Source organism: Pseudoclavibacter sp. CFCC 13611 (assembly GCF_008831225.1).
Taxonomy (GTDB): Bacteria; Actinomycetota; Actinomycetes; order Actinomycetales; family Microbacteriaceae; genus Pseudoclavibacter_A.
In genome coordinates this window covers 807,982-834,342 of sequence record NZ_WBKE01000002.1, presented here as the reverse complement: position 1 = coordinate 834,342, position 26,361 = coordinate 807,982, and the positions used below count along the sequence as shown (strand labels likewise).

The following is a 26,361-nucleotide window of genomic DNA, read 5'->3' as shown; positions in this document are numbered from 1 at the left end:
GGGTGCAAGTAACATGAGTTCGTCACTCCATAGTCGCCAATGACGTCGACTGGGATCACCCACACACGTCAGGAGCTCGATGTCCCCCTCTGATCACCACCAGCGACGTCAATTCGCCGTCGGCCGTCAGGCGCAGAACTCGCAGACATCGAACATGCTCGGCTACCTGATCTTCGCCAGCAGGTGGCTGCAGGCTCCGCTCTACAACGGTCTCATCGTGGCGCAGCTGATCTACGTGATCGTGTTCTGGGTCGATCTGTTCCACCTGCTCACCGACGTCTTCACCGACTGGGGCAAGCTCGATGAGACCACCATCATGCTGACCGTGCTGGGACTCATCGACGTGGTCATGATCGCGAATCTGCTGATCATGGTCATCATCGGCGGATATGAGACGTTCGTCTCGAAGATCAACGTCGACGGCCACCCGGACGAGCCCGACTGGCTGTCGCATGTGAACGCGAACATCCTCAAGGTCAAGCTGGCCATCTCGATCATCAGCATCTCGTCGATCCATCTGCTGAAGACCTTCATCGAAGTCGGCGATCTCGGCGCAGAGCATGCGCACAACGTGACCGGCGAGAGCTACACGACCACCGGCGTGATGTGGCAGGTGTTCATCCATCTCACCTTCATTCTCTCGGCGGTCGCCCTCGCCTGGATCGAACGCATCCAGCGCCCCGAGCACCACGGCGAGACCGCATCCGGCGCACCCGCGCTGCCGGGGCATCCGTCTGCACCCGATGCCGTGCACCCGGTTGAGCAGGTGGCCTCGGCCGTGCCGTCAGAGCCGGCAGCGACGCACACCGGCAAGCCGCGTGACCACTGATGCACGAAAGTCGGTCAGCGGCTGACGTGCGACGGCACCCCGGAGCAGTGCGCGAGGCTCTGCCCGTCGCTGCCGGCCCCAACCGGCTGTCGCGCGCAGGGCTGGCTCTCTCGGTGGCGCGCACCGTGCTGCTGGCCGTCGGCGTCGTCGCCTTGGGCAGAACGCTTGCGACGGCCTTCGGACCTGACGGCACGGCGGCCGCGGCGCACCTGTTCCTGGTGACGGCCGTCGCGTTCGCCGGCGTCGTGATCGTGCAGTTTCTCGGCGAGGCCGCTCAGGACGCAGCCGAGCGGCAGCTGCAGACCGAAGTGCGCGAGAGCCTTCTCAGACGGCTGGGCGGCCCGGCCGACGCCGACGATCGGCTGCCCGCCGAGGGAGACTTCGCCGATCTCGCCACCGCTGACGCCGCGAAGTACGCGACCTACCGGGCCGAGTTCCACGGCAGCATTCTCGCCGCGCTGCTCTCGCCCGTGATCGTGCTCGTGGTCATCGCACTGGCCGTCGACCCGGTGCTGGCCGGATGCCTCGCGGCTCTGGTCGTGCTCGTCACGGCGGCGGTGGGCGCCTTTCAGCGTGTCACCCGAAAGTCGATGGGCGGTTGGCGGCGGCGCGAGGCCTCGCTGGCCGTGACGTTTCTGCAGGGGCTCCAGGGTCTGCGCACGCTGGCGCTGTTCGGCGCCGGCGACCGGTATCTGCAGCGCCTGGCTCGCAGCGCGGAGCAGCAGCGCACCGAGGTCATGCGGCTGCTGGCGGTCAACCAGCTGCTGATTCTCGTGCTCGACGGCTTGTTCTATGCGGGCGTGCTCGCCGGTTCGGCTCTGCTGGCCGTGTGGCGGCTGCGCAGCGGTGCCATCGACGTGACAGAGGCCGCGGTCGTCGTGCTGCTGGCGGTCGTGATGAGTGCGCCTCTCGACGTGGTCGGCAAGTTCTTCTATCTGCGTGCGCAGGGTCAGCGCGCCGAAGGCCGGCTGGCGCGCGTGATCGGCGTGGGCGGCGGTGACTCACGACACGAGACGGCACGACGCGCACCCACGGCTCCGTCAGACGGCAGCGTGCTGCGCATCGAGCAGGGCACACTCGTGACGCCAGACGGGCGCGAGCTTGCGCAGGGTCTGCAGGTCGACATCCGTCGCGGCGACCGACGGGCGATCATGGGCCCCAGCGGCGTCGGCAAATCGACACTGCTCGGCGTGATCGCTGGTCGTCGCGAACTCGGAGGCGGCACGCTGGAACGACTTCCCGGGCTGCGCACCGTCGAGGTCGTGCAGAACCCGGTGATTCTCTCTGGCACAGTGCGTGAGAACCTCGCGCTCGGTCTGGGGGCAGAGGCCGACCAGAGTGCGACGGGCGACGATTCGTCGGATGCCGTGGACGATGCCGCCTGCTGGCGTGCGCTTGAGCTGGCCGGCCTGAGCACGACGATCGGCGAACGACTCGGAGGTCTGGATGCGGCCCTTGGGGAGCGCGGAACGGGGCTCTCCGGTGGCCAGCGCCAGCGGCTCGCGGTTGCGCGCGCTCTGATGCAGCCCGTGGACGTGCTGCTGCTCGACGAGCCGACCAGCGGCCTCGACCGCCAGACCGGCGAGCGTCTGGTCGACACGCTCGCCGACCTGCCCGAACACATGGCCGTCGTCTGCGTCACACATGATCCTGCGGCGTTCGCCCGCCGTATGACCACGTCTCGCCTCACGACGGACGGTCTGCACGATGAGAGGTCACGATGACGAGCGCGACGCAGGCGAGCACGGCAGACACGCTGCGACAGCTGCTGCCGATGACGAAGGGCTTTCGGGGCAGTCTGGCCGGTTCGTTCGCATTGCGTCTGGTCTCGCAGGCCACGGGAATCGCAGCGGTCGTCGCCGGGGTGCTGCTGGTGGCGGCGAGTGCCCGCGGTCAGGTCTCGATCTGGACCGTGGGGCTGGTGCTGATCGGCCTCGCTCTGGTGAAGGGCCTGACTCGCTACGGCGAGCAGTATCTCGGGCATCGCGTCGCGTTCATTCTGCTGGCGCGCCTGCGCGTGCGCTTCTTCGCCAGCCTGCTGCCGCAGGCTCCGGCTGTCACGTCGCGCAGCGGCAGCGGCGACCTGCTCTCGCGTGCAGGCCGTGATATCGATCGGCTCGAGGTGTTCTTCGCGCACACCATCGTGCCGGCGGTGAGCGCGGTGATCGTCAGCGTCGGTGTGGTGTTCGCGCAGTGGCTTCTGACCGGGTGGCCGGCGGCGGTCGTCGTTGCCGTCGGTCTGCTGCTCGCCTTCGGCTGCGCCGGGCTGGGACTGCGCGGCGAGGCACAGACCGCGTCAGAGGGTGCCCGACTCGACGGCCAGAGTGCGCAGTTCGCCGCCGAGACGATGCACGCGCTGCCCGATCTGCGCGGGCTGCACGCGATCGATCGTCGGCTCGGCCGCTGGCACCAGCTGAACCGCAGACACGCTGACATCATGCGTGCGGAGCAGCGGCTCGGTCGCACCAGACGAGCGCTGGTCACTCTGGTCTGGCTGCTCACAGTGCTGGCCTCGGTGCTCGTCTCCACTGCCGACTCGCATGGCGGAGGGCTGCAGCAGCAGCCGCTGGGCGCAGCGCTTGCGGGTGCCGCACTCGCGTTCTCCGCGTTCGCCGCGCCGGAGTCAGTGGTCGGATTCGTCAATGAGTGGCGTGCTGTGCAGGCGGCAGCGCTTCGTGTGCAGGCGACGATCACGCGCGAACCCGAGGTGACGTTTGCCGCTGAGGAGCCTCCCGAGTCGTCGGCTGCAGCCGCAGAGTCTGGCGATCGGGGAGCGGCCGCGGTGATCGGCCCGCTGGTCTACCGTCACGACGCTGTCGGCGGCGCTCACGGGCCGCAGCTGCGCGTGCCGGAGCCGATCAGCGTCGAGGCGGGCTCGCACGTGCTCGTCGAGGGCTCGAGCGGCAGCGGCAAGTCGACGCTGGTGGATCTGCTCGCACGTGTGCACGATCCGGATTCCGGCTCGGTGCAGATCGCCGGTCGCGATCTGCGGGAGCTGAGCCGTGCCGAACTCGTGCGCACCGTGGCTGTGGTCGATCAGTCGACGTTTCTCTTCGACGCGAGCATCGCCGAGAATCTGCGCATCGCACGGCCTGACGCCAGCGACGACGACCTGCGCGAGGTGTGCGCGACCGTCGGCCTCGGTGCGTTCGTCGACAGTCAGCGCCAGGGCATCCGCACGCGGCTCGGTCGCGGTCGCGGGTGCGTCGGGCTCTCGGGAGGTCAGGCTCAGCGGCTGGGTCTGGCACGCGCGCTGCTGGCTGAGACGCCGGTGCTGCTCGCCGACGAGGTCACTTCTCAGCTCGATGCGCGCACGGCCGATGACATTCGCCGCGTGGTGCTCGATCCTGCTTCGGGACGCACCGTGCTCTGGGTCTCGCACCGTGACGATGCGTGGAGCGGACCGGTCGTCGCGGTCGGTGAGACCGGTGTCGTGCGGCTGGTCGCAGCCGACGATCGCTGATGACCGGAGCGGCTGCCCCTACTCGGTGACGAGGATGTTGCCGGCGGCAGGCAGACCGAGATCGAGGGGCTGGCCGTTCATCACCAGACGAATCGTGCCGGCAGCGGGGATGCGCTCCCGAACAGTGATGGTGCTGTCGAGGGTCAGACCGATGTCGGTGAGATAGCGCAGCAGCTCTGGGTTCTCGTCCGAGACACGGCGTACGTGCACGGTGTGCCCTTCCGGCACCTCGCTGAGCGGGTGGGCGTCGAGAGTCGGAATGCTGCCGTCGGCTCGCGGTATCGGATCGCCGTGCGGGTCGCGGGTGGGAAAGTTCAGACGGGAGTCGAGCCGCTCGATCATGCGCGGGCTCACCGCGTGCTCCAGCACCTCGGCCTCTTCGTGCACTTCGTCCCAGTCATAGCCGAGATACGACACCAAGAAGGTCTCGAGGATGCGATGGCTGCGCACGAGGTTCACCGCCGCCGATTCTCCGGCCGGGGTGAGCGTGATGTTGCCGTAGCGTTCGTGCACGACATAGCCCTGATCGGTCAGCCGACGCACTCCCTCTGAGACGGTCGATCGGGTGAGGCCCATGCGCTCGGCCAGCTGGCCGGTGGTGATGGGATCGCCCGACCACTCGGCGAACTGCCAGATCTCTTTCAGATAGTCCTGGTTCGTCTGCGAGAGGGCTGTGCGCGGGTCTGACATGGTTTCGATTGTACGTGCCGTTCATCTTGATTCTTGGGCGATCCCTCAGGTGGTTCACCTGGTGGGGCATAATTGACCCGTGACTGAGCAGCAGAGGCAAGACGACATTCCGAGACCGTGGCTCGACCTGTATCCCGATGACGTGCCGAGCGAAGTCGGCACCCTCGAACACCGGTCGATCGTCGATCTCGTCGATCAGACATGTGCCCGTTTCGGTGATCGCAAGGCGTTCACCAACATGGGGCAGACGCTCACGTTCCGTGAGGTCAAACAGCTCTCAGACGACTTCGCCGCCTATCTTCAGGTCTCTCTGGGGCTGCAGCCAGGTGACCACATCGTGCTGCAGATGCCGAACCTGCTGCAGTACCCGGTCGCACTCTTCGGCGCCATAAAAGCGGGCCTCGTCGTGGTCAACGCGAACCCCCTCTATACCGCTCCCGAGACCAAGGCGGTCATTCTGCAGTCGCGAGCGCGCGCCATCGTCGTGCTCGAGATGTTCGCAGACAAGATCGCCGAGATTCTGCCCGACACCACCCTGCAGAACGTGATCATCACCCGCCCGGCAGACCTCTGGCGCAGTCCGGCCAGACGTGTGCTGACGAACGTCGGCATGAGGCTCAAGGGCATGGTGCCGAAGTATCGCCTGCCCGGAGCCGTCGACTTTCGTGACGCCATCGCGCATGGGGCAGACCTGCGTCTGCAGCCCGTCTCGGTCGGACTCGACGATGTCGCACTGTTGCAGTTCACCGGCGGAACGACGGGCACGCCGAAGGGCGCCATGCTCACGCATCGCAACCTGCTGGCCGACTCCCAGGCCATGCGGCACTGGATGCGCGTGATCCTGGACGAGGGTGCCGAGAACGTTCTCGCAGCGCTGCCGCTCTACCACGTGTTCTGCATGACGGTGAACTGCCTGTGCTTCTTCGCCTATGGTCTGCACAACGTGCTCGTGACCAATCCTCGCGAGATCTCTCCGCTCGCCAAGACGATCGTGAGAGAGCGAACCTCGGTGATCATCCTGGTCTCGACTCTCGCTCAGGCGCTCCTCGAGAACCCGCGGTTCCTGAAAGCCGACTTCGACTTTCTCAAACTGACGGTGGCCGGCGGCATGGCTCTGCGCGAGTCGACGGCGAACGAGTGGCAGAACGTCACCCAGCGCCCCATGCTCGAGGGGTACGGGCTCACCGAGGCCTCACCCGTGGTGAGCGTGAACCCGACCTGGCTGCCGCCGATCATCGGCACCGTGGGCATTCCGCTGCCGTCGACCGAGATCAAAGTGCTCGACAACCACGGTCGTGTCGCGGCGTTCGAAGAGCCCGGAGACCTCTATGTGCGCGGCCCTCAGGTGATGAAGGGGTATTGGGAGCGCGAGGACGAGACAGCCGAGGTGCTCGACGCCGACGGATGGCTGGCCACGGGCGACGTGGCCGTGCTGCACGACAACGGCTACTTCTCGATCGTCGATCGCCGGAAGGACATGATCTCGGTGTCCGGGTTCAACGTCTACCCGAACGAAGTCGAGGCGGTGCTGAGCGATCACCCACGCATCAAGACCGCCGGAGTGATCGGCGTGCCTGACGAACACTCCGGCGAGGTGGTCAAAGCCTTCGTCGTGCCGGCTGACCCAGAACTGACCGAACAGGAGGTGCGGCAGTACGCCCGCCGCTATCTCACCGGATACAAACGCCCGCGCTACATCGAATTCCGTGACGAGCTTCCGCTGTCCAACGTCGGCAAGGTCATTCGCCGCGAGCTGCGCGAGTGAGCGCGGCAACGGGGGAGACCCTGGTCGTCATCCCCACATACAACGAACGAGAGTCGCTGCCTGGAGTGCTGGAGCGGCTGTTCATGACGCTCCCCGAGGTTTCAGCCCTCGTGGTCGACGACGGATCCCCAGACGGCACGGGCCTGCTCGCCGACCGGCTGCGGGAGCGGCATCCGTCGCTGTCAGTGCTGCACCGTGACCAGAAGCACGGCCTCGGACCTGCCTATATCGCGGGCTTCGAGTGGGGCGAGGCCCACGGGTTTCGCTATCTGGTCGAGATGGACGCCGACGGATCGCACCTGCCTGAGCAGCTGCCGCATCTGCTCGCAGCAGCGGGTGAGAATCGGCTGGTGCTCGGATCTCGATGGGTGCGCGGCGGCACGATCGTGAACTGGCCGTGGTACCGCAGCTCGCTGTCGCATGCGGCCAGCATCTACTCGCGACTGATGCTCGGCCTCGGCCAGCGTGACGTGACCTCGGGATATCGGGTCATTCCCGTCACTGCGCTGCGAGCGCTTCGGCTCGACGAAGCGGCCAGTCATGGGTACTGCTTTCAGATCGACGTGCTGCGACGCGCCGTGGCTGCGGGCCTCGATGTGACCGAGGTGCCGATCACCTTCGTCGAACGTGAGAACGGCCGCTCGAAGATGGATCTCTCGATCATCGTCGAAGCGGTGCTGCGGGTGACCGCTTGGGGCATGCAGCGGATGCTGCCGACACGCCGCTGAGAGTTGCAGAGTGCGCTTGCGCTGGTGCATTCATGTGGATACTGTTGTAGATACAACCACTGATGTGCGGACGAACGCCCGACATCTCAATGAAGGAGCAGACATCATGACTCAATCCGCAATCGCAGGCTTCACCTCGGGCACGTGGCAGATCGACCCCACACACAGCAGCATCGGCTTCAGCGTGCGTCATCTCGTCACGAAGTTCCGCGGCAGCTTCACCGACTTCTCCGCAACTCTCACCACGGGCGACGACGTGCTCGATTCGACCGTGAGCGCCGAGATCAAGGCCGCGAGCATTTCGACCGGCAACCCCGACCGCGACGTGCACATGCACGCGCCTGACTTCTTCGACGTCGAGAACCACCCCGAGCTCACGTTCCGTTCGACTGCAGTGCGGTACGACGGCGATGACCTGGTGGTCACCGGAGACCTCACGCTGCGCGGAGTCACGAAGAGCGTCGACTTCCAGGTCGAGGTCGGGGGCATCACGACGAGCCCGTACGGCCAGACCGTTCTGGGCATCGAAGCCGACACGACGATCAAGCGCGAGGAGTTCGGACTGGAGTGGAACAGCGCCCTTGAGACCGGCGGCGTGCTGCTGGGCAGCGATGTGAAGATTCACATCGAGGCCGAGTTCGTGCTCGACCAGCAGTGATCGTCTGCCGCCGGCCGCGCTGAGCCGGTGACAGAGCACGACGGCCACGGGAGATCCTGAGATCGATCCCCGTGGCCGTCGCCGTGTCTGCAGTCTGAGGCTGACGCGGCAGCGTGGTGCGCGGCTTCACGAAGAGTTCACGGAATGGCCGTTCGAACCCCGGGCGAGCTGTGGGGCACGTTCTGCTGGTGCGATAGTCTGGAGGGGCACCGACGCACAACGAACAGATGGAGATCTCATGCCCGACGGACTGCTCATCACTGGTGTGGGGGAGACCTCTGGAAAGTCGCTGGTCACCATCGGGCTGCTGCGCCAGGCTGCTGCTCGGTACGCTCGTATCGGGTTTCTGCGGCCGATCACATCGGCTGACAAACCGACCGAGTCGCGCATCGTCCAGCTGGCCGAACAGCTGCTTCCCGAAGGCGCCCTGACCGCTGTCTCGGTCATGACCGCCGCGCATGCCGAAGAGCTGGTGGCCGACGATCGCACAGACGAGCTCATCGCCGAATGCCTCGGCGCCTTCGAGAGGCTCGCCGCCGAAGTCGACTTCGTCATCATCGAGGGCACCAACGCCATCACCGTGCCCGTGCACGGTGAGCCAGACGTGAACGTCGCTCTCGCGCGGCACCTCGACGTGCCGCTGCTTGCAGTCGTCGACGGCTTCGGTCGCAACGCCGCGCGTGTCGCCGCCGCGGTCTCGCTCACACGGCAGCGACTTCGCCAGGCGCGTTCCACCCTGATGTGCATCGTGGTCAACCGCGTCTCACCCGAGGTCATCGACGAGGCCCGCACGCTGATTCCCTCGGGGTCGCTCGGGCGTCCCGTCTATCTGCTGCCCTATGTCGAGAGCCTCTCGTGGCCGAGCGTCGAAGAGACGGCAGAAGCCATCGAGGCGCTGCGCATCGGCACCAATGGCGACGCAGATCATCTGGTGCGTCGCATCACCGTGGCGGCGATGGAGGCCGAGCACGCGCTCTCCGTCATCGGCTCGGGAGCGCTCGTCGTCGTGCCCGGTGACCGCGTCGAGCTCATCGAAGCGGTGCTCCAGGCCGCCCTCGCCCCAGAGGCCGTGATCATCAGCGGCGACTTCGACATCTCTGAGCGCCTGCAGCGCGTCGTGGCCGCGGGCAGCATCCCCGTCTACTGCAAACGCGCCGACACCTTCGCCGTCGCACAGGCCGCCAGCCGGGTGCGCGGCGAGATCGGTGCAGGCAACCCGACCCGCACTCGGCAGGCGCTGAAGACCTGGGACGAGCACGCCGACGGCGCCGAGATCCTCTCGCGTTTCGAGTTGTCCCTGCGCGACGTGACCACCCCCGAGCGCTTCGCCTACGAGCTCGCCCGTCGAGCCCGTGCGGCTCACGCTCGAATCGTGCTTCCCGAGGGAGGCGACCCGCGCATCCTCACGGCAGCAGCAGAGATCGCGAAGCAGGGTCTCGTCGACCTCGTGCTCTTGGGCGACCCCGACGAGGTGGCGAAGCTGGCGCGTCTGCACGGGGTGAGTCTCGATGGCATCGAGATCATCGACATCGATCAGTCCCCGCTGCTCGACGAATTCGCACAGACCTACCAGCAGCTGCGCGCCCACAAAGGCGTGACGCTCGAACAGGCGGCACAGCAAGTCCGCGACCCCAGCTTCTTCGGCACTCTGCTGGTGCACTCGGGGCGGGCCGACGGAATGGTCTCGGGCGCGATGCACACGACCGCCGACACGATCCGTCCCGCCTTCCAGATCATCAAGACCCGGCCCGGCGTCCGCGAGGTCTCGTCAGTGTTCCTCATGTGCCTGCCCGATCGGGTGCTGGTCTACGGTGACTGCGCCGTGATTCCGAACCCGACGCCCCAAGAGCTCGCCGGCATCGCCGTGGCCAGCGCCCAGACGGCGGCCGCCTTCGGCATCGAACCTCGGGTGGCGATGCTGTCGTACTCGACCGGAACCTCAGGACACGGCTCCTCGGTCGACGCTGTGCGCGAGGCCACCGAGCTGGCTCGCGCGGCCGCACCCGACCTGCCGATTGAAGGGCCGATCCAGTACGACGCCGCTAGCAACCTGAAGATCGCGGCTGGCAAACTGCCCGACTCGCCGGTCGCCGGGCGCGCGACGGTCTACGTGTTCCCCGATCTGAACACGGGCAACAACACGTACAAAGCGGTGCAGCAGTCGAGCGGCGCGATCGCCATCGGGCCGGTGCTGCAGGGGCTGCGCAGGCCCGTCAACGATCTGTCCCGCGGCTGCACCGTCGATGACGTGGTCAACACCATTCTGGTGACGGCCGTACAGGCGGGGGCCACGAAAGCCGCCGAGACGCAGAAAGAGGACAACGCATGAGCATGCTGCTGGTGAACGCGGGTTCGTCGAGCCTGAAGCTGAGCGTCGCCGATCAGGACGAAGTCGTCTACAACCGCACGGTTGCGACGCCGCCGGCCGAGATCACCGACGAAGCGTGGGCCGAGCTGATCGCCGACTTCTCGTCGGTGAGCGGCGATATCGAGGTCGTCGTGCATCGCGTGGTGCACGGAGGTCGTCTCTTCGGTGAGGCCGCGATCGTCGACGACAAGGTGATGGCCGGCATCGAAGAGCTCACCGATCTGGCGCCGCTGCACCAGCCGCCGTCGGTGGCGACTCTGGAACGGCTGCGTGCGCTGCTGCCGGAAGCGACGCAGATCGCCTGTTTCGACACTGCGTTCCACGCCAGAATGCCCGCCGAGGCCTATACCTACGCGATTCCTCGTGAGTGGCGCGAGGGTCTCGGGGTGCGCCGGTTCGGCTTCCACGGTCTTGCACACGAGTACAACGTGCGCGAAGCCGCACGCATTCTCGATCAGGATCTCTCCGAGCTGCACATCGTCAGCGCGCACTTGGGCTCGGGTGCCTCTCTGACGGCGGTGCGCGACGGGCACAGCGTCGACACCACCATGGGCTTCACTCCGCTGGAGGGTCTGGTCATGTCGACCCGTTCCGGCACGATCGACCCAGCGGTGTCGGCATGGCTCGTGGCGAACACCGGCCTGAGCGTTCGCGAGGTCATCTCGCGGCTTGAACGCCAGTCTGGTCTGCTCGGCCTCGCCGGTGACACGCACATGGGCAACATCGTCAACCGTGCGCATGCCGCCGAGCCTTCGGCACAGCTCGCGCTGGCCGTCTGGGCGCATCGTGCGGCAGGCATGATCGGGCAGATGACGATCGCTGCTGGTGGGCTCGACGCGCTCGTGTTCAGCGGCGGCATCGGCGAGAACTCGCCGGCTGCACGCGCACTCGTGCTCGAACGTCTGCGCCCGCTCGGCGTTCGCTTCGACGAGCGGCTCAACCGCCGCAACGAGATGAACAGCCAGATTCAGACCGAAGGCTCGTCGGCCGCGATCATCCTGGTCAAGACTCGCGAGGACGTGACGATGATCCGGCAGGCCGAGGCCCTCCTGTGGCAGCGCGATCACTGATCGCCTGCTGCGCGTAGCGCAGATAGGCCTCGGTGTTTCGCTCGCGATGAGCTCGGATGAAGGCCTCGACCTCGTCGGGCGAGGTCTTCTTCTCGAGCATCTGCAGCAGGTGCTCGTGCTCTTCGACCAACCCGTCGACACGCCCGGGCAGCAGGCCGAAGACGGCGCCTTTGACCGCGGCGGCCTTGGCCCAGCCCTCGTTGAGCGTCTGCATGAGGTAGCGGTTGGGGCAGTCGCGGTAGAGCACGCGGTGAAAGAGCGTGCTGAACCGGTTGGCCTCGGCGAAGCGTGACGCCTTGAGCGCCTCGATCAGATGGCGGTTGTAGAAGCGGGCCTCGTCGATGGTCTGCTGCCGGATGTGCGGAACGGTCTGTGCGACGGCAGCGCCTTCGAGCACCGAGAGCGTCGACATCATGTGCCGGTACTCCTGCGGCCGGAAGTCGGTCACCTGCGCACCGACGTTGTGAGCGAATGTGACCAGGCCCTCTGACTCGAGCAGCCGGATCGCCTCACGAACCGGAACCGGAGACATCTTGAGCTCACGAGCCAGCTGCGAGATGACGAGACGCTGGCCTGACTGCAGTCTGCCTGCGGCGATCGATCGCTTGATGGCGTCGCGCGCCTGCAACGCCTTGCTGTTCGTCTGCTGCTCGGTCATCGTGTTCTCCCTCAGGATCCCGCGTCAGTCGCAGTCCTCGATGACTGCCGTGATCATAATAGGACAGTCCCGAGGAAATGCCCGTCGGCAGGCCGCAGACCCACGGAATCACCGGCCCCGACCAGAGCGGCCCACGTCGGTCTGACAGGCGCACGTCGTCGGCTGCGGGTACAATCTCTGCCGTGCACCCCCCAATCGACTTCGGCAACGCGTCTGCCCGCGATCTGCCCCCGGCCTACCCGCGCCGTGCGGCACGAGGCACCGCGAGTCGACTGCGCGCCTGGCAGGCTGAGGCTCTTGAGCGGTACTTCGCCGAACAGCCCAGAGACTTTCTCGCCGCAGCGACCCCTGGCGCAGGCAAGACCACCTTCGCACTGCAGCTGGCCGCAGGGCTGCTCGATCAGGGAACCGTCGATCGGGTGCTGGTGGTCGCGCCCACCGAACATCTGAAGCGCCAATGGGCCGAGGCCGCAGAGCGAGCGCTCATTCGTCTCGACCCGAACTTTCGCAACGCCGATCGCGTCTTCGGCTCGCACTACGTGGGCGTGACGGCAACCTATGCACAGGTCGCCGCCAACGTCGAGGTGCACAAGGCACTCGCCGAGGCGAAGCGCACCCTGGTGATTCTCGACGAGGTTCACCACGGCGGTGACGCACTGACCTGGGGCGACGCCATTCGCGAGGCCTACGCGCACGCCACACGGCGTGTCTGTCTGACTGGTACGCCGTTCCGCTCTGACGAAGCGCAGATACCCTTCGTCACGTACGAGCCGCAGCCCGACGGCTCGAAGATCTCACGCGCCGACTACACCTACGGCTACGGCCGCGCCCTGCACGACGGCGTGGTGCGCCCGGTGATCTTCCTGACCTACGCCGGCAACATGCGCTGGCGCTCCCGCAGCGGTGACGAGATGAGCGCCGATCTGGGCGCACCGGCGACCAAAGACATCATCGCCCAGGCCTGGCGCACGGCGCTCGACCCGCGCAGCGACTGGATCGGCTCGGTGCTGCGTGCGGCGGATGCTCGGCTCACGCAGGTGCGTCGGGGAGTGCCCGACGCCGGCGGGCTCGTGATCGCGACCGACCAGACGCAGGCTCGGGCCTACGCAGGCATCCTCAAACAGATCACGGGGGAGTCGGCGACCATCGTGCTGAGCGACGAAGACGGCGCCAGCGATCGCATCGAAGAGTTCTCGGCAGGGCAGCAGCGCTGGATGGTCGCCGTGCGCATGGTGTCGGAAGGCGTGGACGTGCCTCGGCTGGCGGTCGGCGTCTACGCGACGAGTGCGAGTACGCCGCTCTTCTTCGCCCAGGTCGTCGGGCGATTCGTGCGAGCTCGCAAACGAGGCGAGACGGCCACCATCTTTCTGCCCAGCGTGCCCGGTCTGGTGGGTCTGGCACACGAGCTCGAGGTCGAGCGCGACCATGTCTTGGGGGGTCCGAAAGACCGGGACGACGACGGTCTCGAAGACTCGCTGCTCGAACAGGCGAACCAGCGCGAGGCGGCATCCGACGATCTGCTCGACGGTGTCGACTTCGAGCCGCTCGAGGCGCAGGCCGCCTTCGACCGCGTGCTCTTCGAAGGTGACGAGTTCGGGTCGGGCGCCGAAGCCGACAGTTTGGAGGAACAGGACTTCCTCGGTTTCCCCGGCCTGCTCGAACCCGACCAGGTGCGCTCGCTGCTGCGGTCTCACCAAGACGAGATCACGAAACGCAAACAGCGCAGGGCGGCGGCGACGCCCGAGACCGAGGCCGCGTCGAACGAGCCGCTCTTCAAGCAGCTGAAGGCCAAGCGGGCCGAACTGCACCAGGCGGTCTCGGTCTGGGCGCAGATCAGCGGCGAGTCGCACAGCAGCATTCACTCCAAGCTGCGGCGCATCAGCGGTGGCCCTGCGGTGCCGCAGGCAGACCTCGGGCAGCTGCAGAAGAGGCTGCAGACCGTTCGCGGGTGGATGCACCGCGGACGTCGCTGACGCGCAGCGCCGCTCTTCGCCATCCTGGCGCCGAACGTCGTGTCAGCACGGCGCAGAAGCACTCGATTCGAGCTGTGACAACGTCGATTCGTCTCGATTCGACACAGGTTAGGGTCGTCTACTTTGCACTTGTATACAAGCCGGAGTAAAGTCTCCAACAGGTGTCGCCGACAGGTGTCGGAGACCGAAATTTCACTGGAGTGAAGAGGAACGCACATGACCGATACATTGGCCGTGCTGCAGAGCGACCCCACGGCACTGGCGCTGGCGCGCTGGCAGTTCGGGCTGACGACTCTGTACCACTACCTGTTCGTGCCGCTGACGATCGGGCTGATGCTCATCGTCGCGATTATTCAGACCGCTTGGGTGCGCACCGGCAAGGTGAAGTACCTGCAGCTGACGAAGCTCTTCGGCAAGATCTTCCTGATCAACTTCGCCATGGGCGTGGTGACGGGCATCGTCCAGGAGTTCCAGTTCGGGCTGAACTGGTCGGAGTACTCGCGCTTCGTCGGAGACATCTTCGGCGCCCCGCTGGCCATGGAGGGGCTCTTCGCCTTCTTCCTGGAGGCCACGTTCATCGGCGTCTGGATCTTCGGCTGGAACAAGGTGTCGAAGGGCGTGCACCTCGCGTCGGCGTGGCTGACGTCCATCGCGACCATCCTCTCGGCCTACTTCATCATCGCCGCCAACTCGTTCATGCAGAACCCGGTCGGCTACGAACTGAATCCGAACCGAGGGCGCGCAGAGCTGACCGACATCGGCCAGGTGCTCACGAACCCGGTTGCGGTTTCGGCGTTTCCGCACGCGATCACGGGCGCAGTCGTGTTCGCCGGTGCAGTGATCGTAGCCGTGAGCGCCTACCACCTGCGGCGCAATCAGCATGTCGAGACGATGCGCACCGGCCTCAAGATCGGTGCCTGGTCGGTGCTCGCGGGCTTCGCGGGCGTCTTCCTCAGCGGCGACCAGCTCGGCCTGGCCATGGTGCACACCCAGCCCATGAAGATGGCGGCTGCCGAAGCGATGTTCGAGACGAGCACCGGCGCAGACGCCTCATTCTCCGTCTTCACCCTCGGCACGCCCGACGGCCACAGCGAGCTCTTCTCTCTGCGCATTCCCTATCTGCTGTCGTTCCTCTCGACGCACACGTTCAACGGCACTGTCGAGGGGCTGACCGATCTGCAGGCGAAGTACACCCAGCAGTTCTGCACGGATGCGCTGAACCCTGCACTGACGTGCCCGACTGATGGGTCGTTCATGCCTGTGCTCTGGATCACCTACTGGAGCTTCCGCTGGATGATCGGTCTGGGAGCGTTCAGCGCGCTGATCGCTCTGGTCGCGCTGTGGATCACCCGCAAGAAGAGCCGCATCACGGTGCCCGACTGGTTCTGGCGTGTCGCGATCTGGGCCGCTCCGGTGCCTCTGCTCGCCAACCTCGTCGGCTGGGTCTTCACCGAGATGGGTCGACAGCCCTGGATCGTGTTCGGCCTGATGACCACCGAACGTGCGGTCTCGCCGAACGTGCCGGCGTGGTCGGTCGGCCTGTCGCTGGCCCTGTTCACTTTGGTCTACGGAGCACTGGCAGTCGTTGAGTTCAAACTCATCAAGAAGGCGGCTCAGGCCGGTCCGCCAGAGTTCGACGCAGACCACAGCGGAGATGAGACCGCAGAGGTCGATCCCCACAAACTGGCGATCACGTACTAGTAATGGAGATTTGATCAAATGACTCTCGAAATTCTCTGGTTCTTCATCGTCGGGGTGCTGTTCGTCGGCTACTTCGTGCTCGACGGCTTCGACTTCGGCGTGGGCATGTCGCTGCCCTTCCTCGGCAAGAACGACACCGAGCGCCGGCAGATCATCAACACGATCGGCCCGGTCTGGGATCTCAACGAGACCTGGGTGATCGTGGCTGGCGCCTGCCTGTTCGCCGCCTTCCCCGAGTGGTACTCCACCCTCTTCAGCGGTGCCTACCTGGCACTGGTGCTGATTCTGATCGCGTTGATCTTCCGAGGCGTCTCGTTCGAGTACCGCCACCAGGGCCACCACGAGAACTGGAGCAAGTGGTTCGACTGGTTCATCGTGATCGGCTCTGCCGTTCCCGCCCTGCTGTGGGGTGTGGCGGTGGCCAACATCGTCAACGGTCTGCCGATTCTGAAGGTCGAGCACTCGTTCATCTATCAGGGCACACTGCTGACGCTGCTCAACCCGTACGCACTGCTGGGCGGTCTGACCACGCTGCTGCTGTTCTTCACGCACGGAGTGCAGTTCGTCGGCCTGAAGACCGACGGCAAGGTCAAGGCACGCGCCCATCGGCTGGGCCGCTCACTCGGCCTGATCACCATCGTCGTCGCGGCGCTCTTCCTGCTGTGGACCAACATCGCGCACTTCTCGCCGCTGGTGCTCGTGCTGTCGCTGCTCGCCGCTGTGACGCTGATCATCAGCTACTGGTGCAACTGGATCGAGCGTGACGGCCTCGGCTTCACCTTCACCGCTCTGACCGTCGTCTTCGCGGTGCTGGCGCTGTGGATGGTGCTGTTCACGAGCTACCCCGAGCACATGGTGATGCCGAGCACCTACGGTCTCGAGAACAGCCTGACGCTCACGAACGCCTCGAGCTCGACGAACACACTGTCGTTCATGACCTGGGTGGCGGCATTCGCTCTGCCGGTCGTGCTGCTCTACCAGGGCTGGACCTACTGGGTGTTCCGCAAGCGCGTTCGCCGCGTCGACATCGAGCAGGCGGCCGTGGCGCACTGACACCCCAGCTGCCGGAACGAACCGCTCCAATCGTCTGCACGACTACACTGTTGTGGCAGGCGAGGGGAGCGGTTCTTCCGTCTGCAGGACGCAGCCACCTGGGGCGTGGGGCTGCGCAGAGATCTTCGAACACGAGGTGAACCATCAAACCCATCGACCCCCGGCTGCTGCGCCGGGCAACGGCCGCCCGAGGCTATCTGCTCGTCAGCGGGCTCATCGGTCTGCTGCAGATCGCCTGCATTCTGGTCTTCTCATGGGCGGTGGCACAATGCGTGGCCGGTGCGCTCATGCAGCATCTGACCTGGAACGAGAGCCTGCACCTGGTCGCACTCGCCGCGGCCGCCCAGGCGATTCGAGCCCTGCTGGCATACGCATGGAACGTCTCTTCAGAGTTCGCCGCGGCAAAGGTCAAAGCCCAGCTGCGTGAGCAGATGGCTGAGCGGTTCGCGGCACTGGGCCCCGCCTGGCTCGCCAGCCGCTCTGCTCCGCAGCTCACGACCGTCTATGGGCGTGGTCTGGATGCGCTCGACGGCTACTTCTCGAAGTTCCTTCCGCAGCTGGTGCTCACGGTCATCTCGGTGCCGGTCTTCCTGTTCGTGCTCTGGCGCGAAGACCTGCCGTCTGCGATCACAGTGGGCGTCACCCTCCCGCTGATCCCGATCTTCATGATCCTGATCGGCTGGTACACCCAGCGGGTGCAGAACTCCGAATGGGAGGCCTCACGAACACTCTCCGGTCACTTCGTCGACGTCGTCACCGGTCTCTCTACGCTCAAAGTCTTCGGGCGGCAGTGGCACCAGCGTGACGTGATCTCGACCGTGACCGACCACTACCGCCAGCGCACCATGCGCGTGCTGGGCATCTCGTTCATGTCAGGCTTCGTGCTGGAGCTCGCGTCGACCCTGGCGGTCGCACTCGTCGCCGTGTCGATCGGCACACGTCTCATCGGCGGCGAGATCGATCTCTACACCGGTCTCTTCGTCCTGCTGATCGCACCAGAGGCCTTCTCTCCGCTTCGCCTCGTGGGCTCGCATTACCACGCGGCCACCGAGGGCATCTCGGCCGCCGACGACGCGCTGAGCGTGCTCGACGAGCCAGATTCTCGGCCTGGCGCGCACCCGGCCGCCCCGATCCGCAGCGCCAGGAGCGACGCGACCACGGCATCCGCAGAGTCACCGTCGAGCCTCAGACCCGCAGACCTGCGACTCGAAGACATCTGCGTCTCGAGAGGCGATGTCAGGCTGCAGACGGTCACGCTGCGCGCCGAGGCAGGCCGGCTCACCGTGATCAGCGGCCCGTCAGGAGCCGGTAAGAGCAGCATCTTCGCGGCGCTGCTCGGCTTCGTGCCGGCGACGGGTCAGGTGATCTGGCAGGGCGAACGCATCGACCTCGAACGAGACGCGCCGCTGCGGCCCGTCATCGCCTGGAGCGGACAGCGCACTGATCTCTTTCCGGGAACGATCGCGAGCAACGTCGCCCTCGGGCTCAACTCGGGCGACCACGTCGATGCCGATCTGCTGCGGCGCTGCCTGAGGCTGGCCGGCGCGGGTCGGCTCGATCTCGACCAGGTGATCGACCCTGTCGGCGGAGGCATCTCGGGCGGGCAGGCCCAACGCGTCTGCATCGCGCGCGCCTACTACCGCGCCTTCTCGCACGACTGCCGCATCGTGCTGCTCGACGAGCCGACGAGTGCCGTCGACGAGCAGACCGAACGCGAGATGATCGCCGGTATGCGCACCATGGCGCAAGACGGGCGCGTGGTCGTCGTCATCAGTCATCGTCCGCGTGTCATCGCTGCGGCGGATGCTCAGGTGTCGATCGCCGCGCAGCCGACGGGCCGCGCAGGCGGTGCGGTGGCGAGCGCGTCCTCGGCGTCGCGTGACGAAAGAGACGGAGTGGTCGCATGAATCGTGGCAGGACTCTGCTGCCGGCACCCGGCGTCGACGAGCGGCTCGCCAGACTCGCCACCCCAGACCCGAAGCGCTTCTGGGCAGGTGTGCTGTTCGGCGTGCTGAGCGCCGCGGCCGCCATCGGGCTGACCTGGGCCAGCGCCTACCTCATCTCGGCGAGTGCGCTGCGCCCGCCCATCCTCACGCTGATGGCGATCATCGTGAGCGTTCGAGTCTTCGCGCTGGGACGCGCATCGTTCCGTTACATCGAACGTCTGCTCAGCCACGACGCCGCGTTCCGCATGCTCGGGCGACTGCGTGTCGGCGTGTTCGAGCGACTCATACCGGGGGCGCCTGCGAACCTCTCGCATCTGGGGCGCGGCGACCTGATGAGCCGGTTCGTGTCGGACATCGACGATCTGCAGGATCTTCCCCTGCGCGTCTGGCAGCCGCTGCTCACTTCGCTGCTGGTGAGTGCCGTCACGACCGCGCTGCTCGCACTGATCTCTCCGATGGCGGGTCTCGTGCTCGCGCTGAGCCTGATCGGCGCCGCGGTGTTGGGCGGCGTGCTGCCTGAGCGGGCGACCTCGGCTCGCACCCGAGACGCGGCGCCGGTGCGTGCCGCGCAGAACGAGCACATGCTGCGCATGCTCGAGTCGATGGACGTGCTGACGGCCTATGACGCGCTCCCGCGGGCTCAACGCGAGGCTCAGAGTCTGGCGCGGCGGCAGTCGGTGATCGACCGCTCGCGTGCCGCCACACAGGGGCTCGTCGATCTGTGCCTGACCGGATTCACCGGCATCGCCGTGATCGGCGCGATCTGGGCGGGCGGCACCGATCTGCAGGCCGGAGCCTTTCCCGGCAGCTGGCTGGCGGTGCTGGTGCTGGTGCCGATGACGATCTTCGACGTCTTCTCGCAGGTGCCGACCGCCATGACGGCGATCGAGAAGGTGCGTGTGGCCTCGCACCGCATCGGTGCGGTCATCGACGACGGCAGGCGGCTCAACGGCGGGGCCGACGATGCCGGTTCCGGCGCGGGTGCAGACGGGGATGCCGGAGCCGAGCCCGCACCGCAGGCAGACGAGCGAGCATCCGCATTCGCGTCACTGCAGCTGCGAGACGTCAGCATCGGCTGGCCGGGAGCCGCGATCATCGCAGAGGGCATCGACCTCGACCTGAGGCCTGGCCGCCGTGTGCTCATCACCGGTGCGAGCGGTGCAGGCAAGAGCACGCTCGCTGCCACACTGGTGCGCTTTCTCGACCATCGCTCCGGAGGGTATGCGATCGATGCGCAAGATGTGCGCGACCTCGGCGGCGACCGCGTCCGTCGCGTCGTCGGTCTCTGCGAGCAGCGACCGCACCTGTTCGCGTCGACGGTGCGCGCCAACCTGCTGCTGGCGCAGCCCGAAGCCGAAGACGACCTGTTGCTCGCGGTTCTGCGCCGTGTGGGACTCAATGACCTGATCGAGTCACGCGAGGGTCTCGACACGGTGGTCGGAGAGAACGGACAGCTGCTGTCGGGCGGGCAGGTGCAGCGCCTCGCATTGGCACGGGCTCTGCTCGCAGAGTTCCCGGTGATCGTCTTCGACGAGCCCACGGCCAACGTCGACCCGGAGCTCGCAGACGAGCTGCTCGTCGATCTGCTCGCCATCGCTGGAACGCACGGCAGCACGAGAGACGGTCAGGCTCCCGCGGTCGTGCTGATGAGTCACGATCGGGTTCCCTCGGCGCTGGTCGACGAACATCTGCATCTGGCCGACGGGCGGCTCACGCGGGTCGACGCGGTCGAACAGGCGTGATCGAGTAACCTTGAGGCGGTCTGCCTCGTTTCCGACAGACCAGCGCGATCCATGAGAACAGGTGAAGAAGAGTTGAGCGACGAGACGGCAGAACAGCCAGAGTACGACTTTCGCAGACTGCAGCAGAAGTGGCAGCCCATCTGGGCCGAGCAGCGGCTGTTCGACGCCGAACGGGCGGTGACCGAGCATCCTGATCGACCGCGCAAGTACGTGCTCGACATGTTCCCCTACCCGTCGGGCGATCTGCACATGGGCCATGCCGAGGCGTTCTGCTACGGCGACATCGCGGCGCGCTACTGGCGTCACCGCGGCTACAGCGTGCTGCATCCGATCGGCTGGGACTCGTTCGGCCTGCCCGCCGAAGACGCTGCGATCAAACGCGGCATCAACCCGCGCACCTGGACCTACGACAACATCGCCCAGCAGAAGCGCAGCTTCGAGACCTACGCGCCGAGCTTCGACTGGTCGCGTGAGCTGCACACCTCCGACCCGGAGTACTACCGCTGGAACCAGTGGCTCTTTCTGCAGATGTACGAGCGCGGGCTGGCGTATCGCAAAGACTCCTGGGTCAACTGGGATCCGGTCGACCAGACCGTGCTGGCCAACGAGCAGGTGCTCGCCGACGGCACCAGCGAACGCAGTGGCGCCATGGTCGAGAAGAAGAAGCTCACGCAGTGGTATCTGAAGATCACTGACTACGCCGATCGGCTTCTCGACGACCTGGATCGACTCGAGGGTCATTGGCCGGCCAAGGTGCTGCAGATGCAGCGCAACTGGATCGGACGCTCGTACGGTGCAGACATCGACTTCCGCATCGAGGGCCGCGAACAGCCGGTCACTGTGTTCAGCACACGGCCAGACACGCTCTATGGGGCCACCTTCATGGTGGTCGCGCCAGAGAGCGATCTCGCAGCGGAGCTCGTCTCGGCCGCCAGACCCGAAGCACGAATGCGTTTTCAGGACTACCTCGAGCGCACCCAGCACGCCACGGAGATCGAACGGCAGGCATCTGACAGGCCGAAGACCGGCGTGTTCCTGGAACGCTATGCGGTGAACCCGGTCAACGGCGAACGTCTGCCCGTCTGGGCTGCCGACTACGTGCTGGCCGACTACGGTCATGGCGCCGTGATGGCCGTGCCCGCGCATGATCAGCGTGACCTCGACTTCGCCCGCGCGTACGATCTGCCGGTGCGGGTCGTGGTGAGCAGCGACGATGATGACCCCGCCGAGAGCGGTGTGGCCGTCACCGGCGACGGAGTGCTGACCAATTCGGGCCCGCTCGACGGCCTGCACAAGGACGAGGCGATCGCACAGGTCATCGAGAAGCTCGAGGCCGACGGCACCGGTCACGGCACGAAGACCTACCGGCTGCGCGACTGGCTGATCTCTCGCCAGCGCTACTGGGGCACGCCGATTCCCGTGCTGCACGCCGAAGACGGTTCGCTGGTGCCCGTGCCCGAGTCTGAGCTGCCCATCGAGCTGCCCGACACCGAGGGTCTCGACCTCAAGCCCAAGGGCACGTCGCCACTGGGCGCCGCCACCGACTGGGTGCACACGACGCTGCCCGGCACCGACGAGCCTGCGCTGCGCGACCCGGACACGATGGACACCTTTGTCGACAGCTCGTGGTACTACCTGCGCTTTCTCAGCGCGAACGATGCGACGCAGCCTTTCGACCCCGAACAGGCCCGCCAGTGGGCGCCGATCGACATCTATGTGGGCGGCGTCGAGCATGCGATCCTGCATCTGCTCTACTCACGGTTCATCACCAAGGTGCTGCACGACATGGGCTGGGTCGACTTCGACGAGCCCTTCACCTCGCTGATCAACCAGGGCATGGTGCTGCTCGACGGCTCGAAGATGTCGAAGTCGAAGGGCAACCTCGTCGAGTTCGCCTCCGAGCTGCGTGATCACGGCGCCGACGCGCTCCGTGTGACGCTCGCCTTCGCCGGGCCGGTCGAAGACGACATCGACTGGGCAGACGTCTCAGTGCAGGGCTCGGCGAAGTTCCTCGCTCGTGCCTGGCGCGTCGCTCGTGACGTGAGCAGCGCATCCGCCGCAGACGCCGCGGCTCTCAGCGACGGCGACCTGACCCTGCGGCAGGCCACGCACCATCTGCTGGCAGATGCGCCCGACCTGATCGAGGCGACGAAGTACAACGTGGTCGTGGCGCGTCTGATGGAGCTGGTGAACCTCGCCCGCAAGACGATCGATCGACCGCAGGGGCGTGGAGCCGCCGATCCCGCTGTGCGCGAGGCCGCTGAGGTGCTCGCACGCGTGCTCGACCTGTTCGCGCCCTATCTGGCCGCCGAGATGTGGCAGATGCTCGGGCATGAGGATGCCGTGGCGTTGTCGGTCTGGCCTGTGGCCGATCCGTCTCTGCTGGTTCGCCAGGAGGTCACGGCGGTCGTGCAGGTCAACGGCAAGGTGCGCGCCCGTCTTCAGGTCTCGCCCGAGATCACCGAGGGCGAGCTGCAGGAGCTCGCACTGGCGAACGAGCACGTGCAGGAGCTGGTGGGCGACCGCAGCATCCGCCGTGTGATCGTGCGCGCGCCGAAGCTGGTCAACATCGTGGTCGGCTGAGTCCCAGCCGTCTGACGGCGACGTGCCCCGGTCGGGCGGCGGAGTGATCTTACCCGCTGCCCACCGGGGCACGCCTGTGTGCACAGAAGGTGTCGGCCGTCCAACCTGTGCACAGCGGTGCCCAAGGATGAGCGGGCAGATGGGCGATCGACCACAGTCGAGGCATGCCAGCTTCAGAGCATCCCACGACGTCGACCCGTTTTCTGCACGCTCGAGCCCTGATTCTGCTCACCGTGCTCGCCTTGGTCGTCTGCGTGCTGCTCTCGGCCTGTCAGGGCTCGAGGCATTCGGTCGTCGAAGCCGGTCAGAACACAGCGTCTGACGGGGGAGACCTCAACGCTGCCTCGGGTGCGCCAGGCGAAGCGGATCGCACGCCGGGCGGTGACGACGGCGTGCACGTGCATGTCACCGGCGCAGTACGTGCCCCGGGTCTGCATCGGCTCGATCCAGGGCTGCGCATCGCCGATGCCATCGAGAAGGCCGGCGGGTTTGCCGACGACGCCGACGTCGAGACGCTGAATCTCGCCCGTGTGCTGGTCGACGGCGAGCAGCTCGTCATTCCGCGTCGCGGCGAAGAGGCTCCTGCCGCATCGGCACCGAGCGGGTCCGCATCCGGATCGGCCGGCGCAGCATCCGGTGCGACCGCCGGCGGTGCGGGCAGCCAGATCAATCTGAACTCGGCGACGGCCGATCAGCTGCAGACGCTGCCTGGTGTGGGGCCCAGCACCGCGCAGAAGATCATCGACTCGCGGGCAGCCGAAGGCCCGTTCAGGTCGGTGGACGACCTGACCCGGGTGTCGGGCATCGGTGAGAAGACGCTCGAGAAGCTGCGCTCACGGGTGACCGTATGAGGGGCATGAGGCGTTCGCTGCTGGCCTCACCGCAGCTGATCGAATGGCGGCAGCTGAGCGAGGTGCGGGGTGACCGCCCCAGATGGCGCGCTGGGACGGCGCTGCTGGCAGTGCTCTGCGGGTGGATGCTCGCGTTGAGCCAGGGAGTCGGGGAGCCAGCCGCGCGCAGCGAGCTGCGGCGCACTTTCGAACTCTTCGGTCCAGACTGGGCAGAGCAGATGCGGGCTGCGTTCGGCCGCATTCTCGCAGACCTTGGCGGGCTGCTGCCGCTGAGCCCCGAGGTCACCGGCCTGATCGGAGGGGTCTCAGTCGGCGTGGTCGACGGGCTGCCCGAAACGACGGACGCGAACATGCTCGCCACCGGTCTCGCCCACATCACTGCGGTCAGCGGGTCGAATGTGGCGGTGCTCGTCGGCATGGTGCAGGGGCTGCTCGGGCTCATGCACACACCGAGACTCTGGCGCGGCGTGGGCGAGCTGGCCGGCATTTGGGGGTTCGTGCTGCTGGTGGGCGGCGAGGTCACCGTGCTGCGAGCGGCGGCCATGCTCACACTGGTCACGCTGCTGCGCCCGTGGAGCGGCGGCCGCGGCGTGGTCGGCATCTGCGTCGCCGTTGTGATCCTGCTGCTCTGGGAGCCCCAGCTTGCCGGCAGCGTCGCGTTCGGGCTGTCGGTGACGGCGACAGCTGGCCTGATGCTGTTCAGCGGACCGGTCGCCCGCTGGCTGTGTCGATGGATGCCCGAGGCGATCGCGAATCTGCTGGCGCCCAGTACGGCCGCACTGATGGCGTGTCAGCCGCTGCTCCTGCTGATCGACGGGCAGCCCGCGTCCGGTCACCAGCTGGCTGCGAATCTGCTGGCTCTGCCCGCAGTGCCTGCGGTGACGGTGCTCGGCGTGCTCAGCTGCCTCACGGCAGCGTGGGCACCGTGGCTCGCCGTCGTCTTCGCGATGCTTGCGGCTCCCGGCGGGTGGTGGATCGGTCAGGTCGCGGCGCACTTCAGCTCGAACCCGTTCGGTTCGATTCCGTGGCCGTCCTGGCCGGCAGGCGGAATGGCGAGCGGGCTGCTGCTCGCGCTCTTGACCGTCGGCACCCTGATCGGCTCCGGGCATGGGCCGACGTCAACTGCGTCTTCATCGACTGGCTCACGCCGATTGAGCATTCGCTCCTCAGACGAACGACGAGACCACGAACTGCACCGACCACGACGGCGCCGATCGCGACGGCATCGGCCACGACGGCATCGGCCACGCCTGAACTGGCGGCGGCGCGTGCGGCTGGTCAGCTTTGGCGGCGCGCTGTTGGTGGCGACTGCGACTGTGGCGGTCACCGGCATCGGCCACGTGCTGTCGGCCAGTCGGCTGCCGGTGGGCACGCCGATACTGCAGTGCGATGTGGGGCAGGGCGACGGCCTGCTCGTGCAGGGCTCCGGCGCAACCGTGCTGATCGACACGGGCGAGTCTGCGCAGAAGATCACCGACTGCCTGCGCGGGGCGCAGGTCACCGCAATCGACGTCGTCGTGCTGACACACTCGGACGTCGACCATGCCGGAGCCACCGAAGCGGTCGCGAAAGTGGCTCAGGTCGACACTGTTCTGATCCCTGACGTCGTCGACGCGAAGCTGGATCGTGCGGCCGGGCGGCTGCAGGCTCGTCAGGTCGTGCGTGCCGGCCTCGGCGACGCCGGGAGCATACAGGCGGTCTCCGGTCTCGACGATGCACGCAGCTCGCCACAGCAGACACCGGCTGGGGCCGGCATCGCGTGGCGTGCCCTGCACCCCAAAAAGGCGGCGCCAGGTGCGGCAGGGGGCCGACCCGTGCATGACCCGAACGCGAGCAGTCTCGCGATGCTGATCGATCTGCCAGATCTGCGCCTGCTGACGCTCGCCGATCTCAACGCAGACGGGCAGCGATCGGTCGCTCGCGAGCTGTCTGCGCTCGGTGTGCGAAGAATCGACGTGGTGAAAGTCGCCCATCACGGTTCCGCCGATCACTGGCCGGGCCTCTACCTCGAGCTGCGGCCAACCCTGGGCCTGATCTCCTGTGGGCGGGGCAACTCCTATGGGCATCCGACGTCCAAGCTCCTGGCCACGCTGCAGCGCAGCGGCACTGCCGTTCGCCGCACCGATCAGCACGGCCGCGTGGCAGTGAGCGCCGAGCCTCCCGAGGTCGCGGAAGGCACGCGTGAGGCACCCCTCGCGCACGAATCGGCCAGAGGAGGTCAGCGGCTCGCGGTATGGTGTGAGCACGGCTGCTGAGCCGACACGACGTCGACCCGGCACACAG

Annotated in this window: 18 protein-coding genes; 16 read left to right on the top strand and 2 right to left on the bottom strand. The window is 66.6% G+C overall.

The window, feature by feature from the left end; genetic code table 11:
• Positions 1–79 precede the first annotated feature (79 nt).
• Genes F8O08_RS08095 through F8O08_RS08085 form a run of 3 tightly spaced genes read left to right on the top strand, consistent with a single transcriptional unit; the run spans position 80 to position 4,292 of the window.
• A complete protein-coding gene (locus F8O08_RS08095; protein ID WP_158042618.1) occupies positions 80–829 on the top strand; it encodes a TIGR00645 family protein in 750 nt (249 codons plus the stop codon).
• Positions 829–2,553, top strand: coding sequence for an ATP-binding cassette domain-containing protein (locus F8O08_RS08090; RefSeq protein ID WP_158042619.1), 1,725 nt, complete (start codon positions 829–831; stop codon positions 2,551–2,553). The genes F8O08_RS08095 and F8O08_RS08090 overlap by 1 nt, the downstream gene beginning before the upstream one ends.
• Entirely contained in the window at positions 2,550–4,292 is a 1,743-nt protein-coding gene (locus F8O08_RS08085; protein ID WP_158042620.1) for an amino acid ABC transporter ATP-binding/permease protein, read from the top strand. Before F8O08_RS08090 ends, F8O08_RS08085 begins: the two co-directional genes overlap by 4 nt.
• Positions 4,293–4,310: 18 nt before the next feature.
• On the opposite strand, the gene F8O08_RS08080 is transcribed toward F8O08_RS08085, so the two are convergent.
• On the bottom strand, positions 4,311–4,982 hold the full coding sequence (locus F8O08_RS08080; RefSeq protein ID WP_158031211.1) for a metal-dependent transcriptional regulator: 672 nt from the start codon (positions 4,980–4,982) through the stop codon (positions 4,311–4,313).
• Positions 4,983–5,061: 79 nt separating this feature from the next.
• Here F8O08_RS08080 and F8O08_RS08075 point away from each other — a divergent pair, with 79 nt between their 5' ends.
• From F8O08_RS08075 to F8O08_RS08055, 5 genes are all read left to right on the top strand, one after another.
• Positions 5,062–6,747 carry an AMP-binding protein gene (locus tag F8O08_RS08075; RefSeq protein ID WP_225733560.1) on the top strand — a complete coding sequence of 562 codons (1,686 nt, stop codon included), beginning with the start codon at positions 5,062–5,064 and terminating at the stop codon, positions 6,745–6,747.
• Positions 6,744–7,475, top strand: coding sequence for a polyprenol monophosphomannose synthase (locus F8O08_RS08070; protein WP_158042621.1), 732 nt, complete (start codon positions 6,744–6,746; stop codon positions 7,473–7,475). Before F8O08_RS08075 ends, F8O08_RS08070 begins: the two co-directional genes overlap by 4 nt.
• Before the next feature lie 106 nt (positions 7,476–7,581).
• Entirely contained in the window at positions 7,582–8,133 is a 552-nt protein-coding gene (locus tag F8O08_RS08065) for a YceI family protein (RefSeq protein ID WP_192496663.1), read from the top strand.
• Between the two features lie 238 nt (positions 8,134–8,371).
• Entirely contained in the window at positions 8,372–10,462 is a 2,091-nt protein-coding gene (pta, locus tag F8O08_RS08060) for a phosphate acetyltransferase (RefSeq protein ID WP_158042622.1), read from the top strand.
• Positions 10,459–11,571 carry an acetate/propionate family kinase gene (locus F8O08_RS08055; RefSeq protein WP_158031214.1) on the top strand — a complete coding sequence of 371 codons (1,113 nt, stop codon included), beginning with the start codon at positions 10,459–10,461 and terminating at the stop codon, positions 11,569–11,571. Before pta ends, F8O08_RS08055 begins: the two co-directional genes overlap by 4 nt.
• On the opposite strand, the gene F8O08_RS08050 is transcribed toward F8O08_RS08055, so the two are convergent.
• Entirely contained in the window at positions 11,504–12,229 is a 726-nt protein-coding gene (locus tag F8O08_RS08050; protein ID WP_158037721.1) for a GntR family transcriptional regulator, read from the bottom strand. The genes F8O08_RS08055 and F8O08_RS08050 overlap by 68 nt on opposite strands.
• Before the next feature lie 77 nt (positions 12,230–12,306).
• Here F8O08_RS08050 and F8O08_RS08045 point away from each other — a divergent pair, with 77 nt between their 5' ends.
• The 8 genes from F8O08_RS08045 to F8O08_RS08010 all read left to right on the top strand — a co-directional run bounded on the left by F8O08_RS08045 (position 12,307) and on the right by F8O08_RS08010 (position 26,333).
• A complete protein-coding gene (locus tag F8O08_RS08045; protein ID WP_158042623.1) occupies positions 12,307–14,202 on the top strand; it encodes a DEAD/DEAH box helicase in 1,896 nt (631 codons plus the stop codon).
• A gap of 216 nt (positions 14,203–14,418) precedes the next feature.
• Positions 14,419–15,903 carry a cytochrome ubiquinol oxidase subunit I gene (locus F8O08_RS08040; protein ID WP_192496664.1) on the top strand — a complete coding sequence of 495 codons (1,485 nt, stop codon included), beginning with the start codon at positions 14,419–14,421 and terminating at the stop codon, positions 15,901–15,903.
• Between the two features lie 18 nt (positions 15,904–15,921).
• Positions 15,922–16,956, top strand: a complete 1,035-nt coding sequence (cydB, locus tag F8O08_RS08035) for a cytochrome d ubiquinol oxidase subunit II (protein ID WP_158031217.1) — start codon at positions 15,922–15,924, stop codon at positions 16,954–16,956.
• Positions 16,957–17,099: 143 nt separating this feature from the next.
• A complete protein-coding gene (cydD, locus tag F8O08_RS08030) occupies positions 17,100–18,863 on the top strand; it encodes a thiol reductant ABC exporter subunit CydD (protein ID WP_158042624.1) in 1,764 nt (587 codons plus the stop codon).
• Positions 18,860–20,644, top strand: coding sequence for a thiol reductant ABC exporter subunit CydC (cydC, locus tag F8O08_RS08025; protein WP_158042625.1), 1,785 nt, complete (start codon positions 18,860–18,862; stop codon positions 20,642–20,644). Before cydD ends, cydC begins: the two co-directional genes overlap by 4 nt.
• Before the next feature lie 51 nt (positions 20,645–20,695).
• A complete protein-coding gene (gene leuS, locus F8O08_RS08020; RefSeq protein ID WP_158042626.1) occupies positions 20,696–23,227 on the top strand; it encodes a leucine--tRNA ligase in 2,532 nt (843 codons plus the stop codon).
• A gap of 164 nt (positions 23,228–23,391) precedes the next feature.
• Entirely contained in the window at positions 23,392–24,078 is a 687-nt protein-coding gene (locus tag F8O08_RS08015; protein WP_158042627.1) for a helix-hairpin-helix domain-containing protein, read from the top strand.
• A 5-nt stretch (positions 24,079–24,083) separates the two neighbouring features.
• Positions 24,084–26,333, top strand: a complete 2,250-nt coding sequence (locus F8O08_RS08010) for a ComEC/Rec2 family competence protein (protein WP_192497709.1) — start codon at positions 24,084–24,086, stop codon at positions 26,331–26,333.
• The last annotated feature ends 28 nt before the right edge of the window (positions 26,334–26,361 follow it).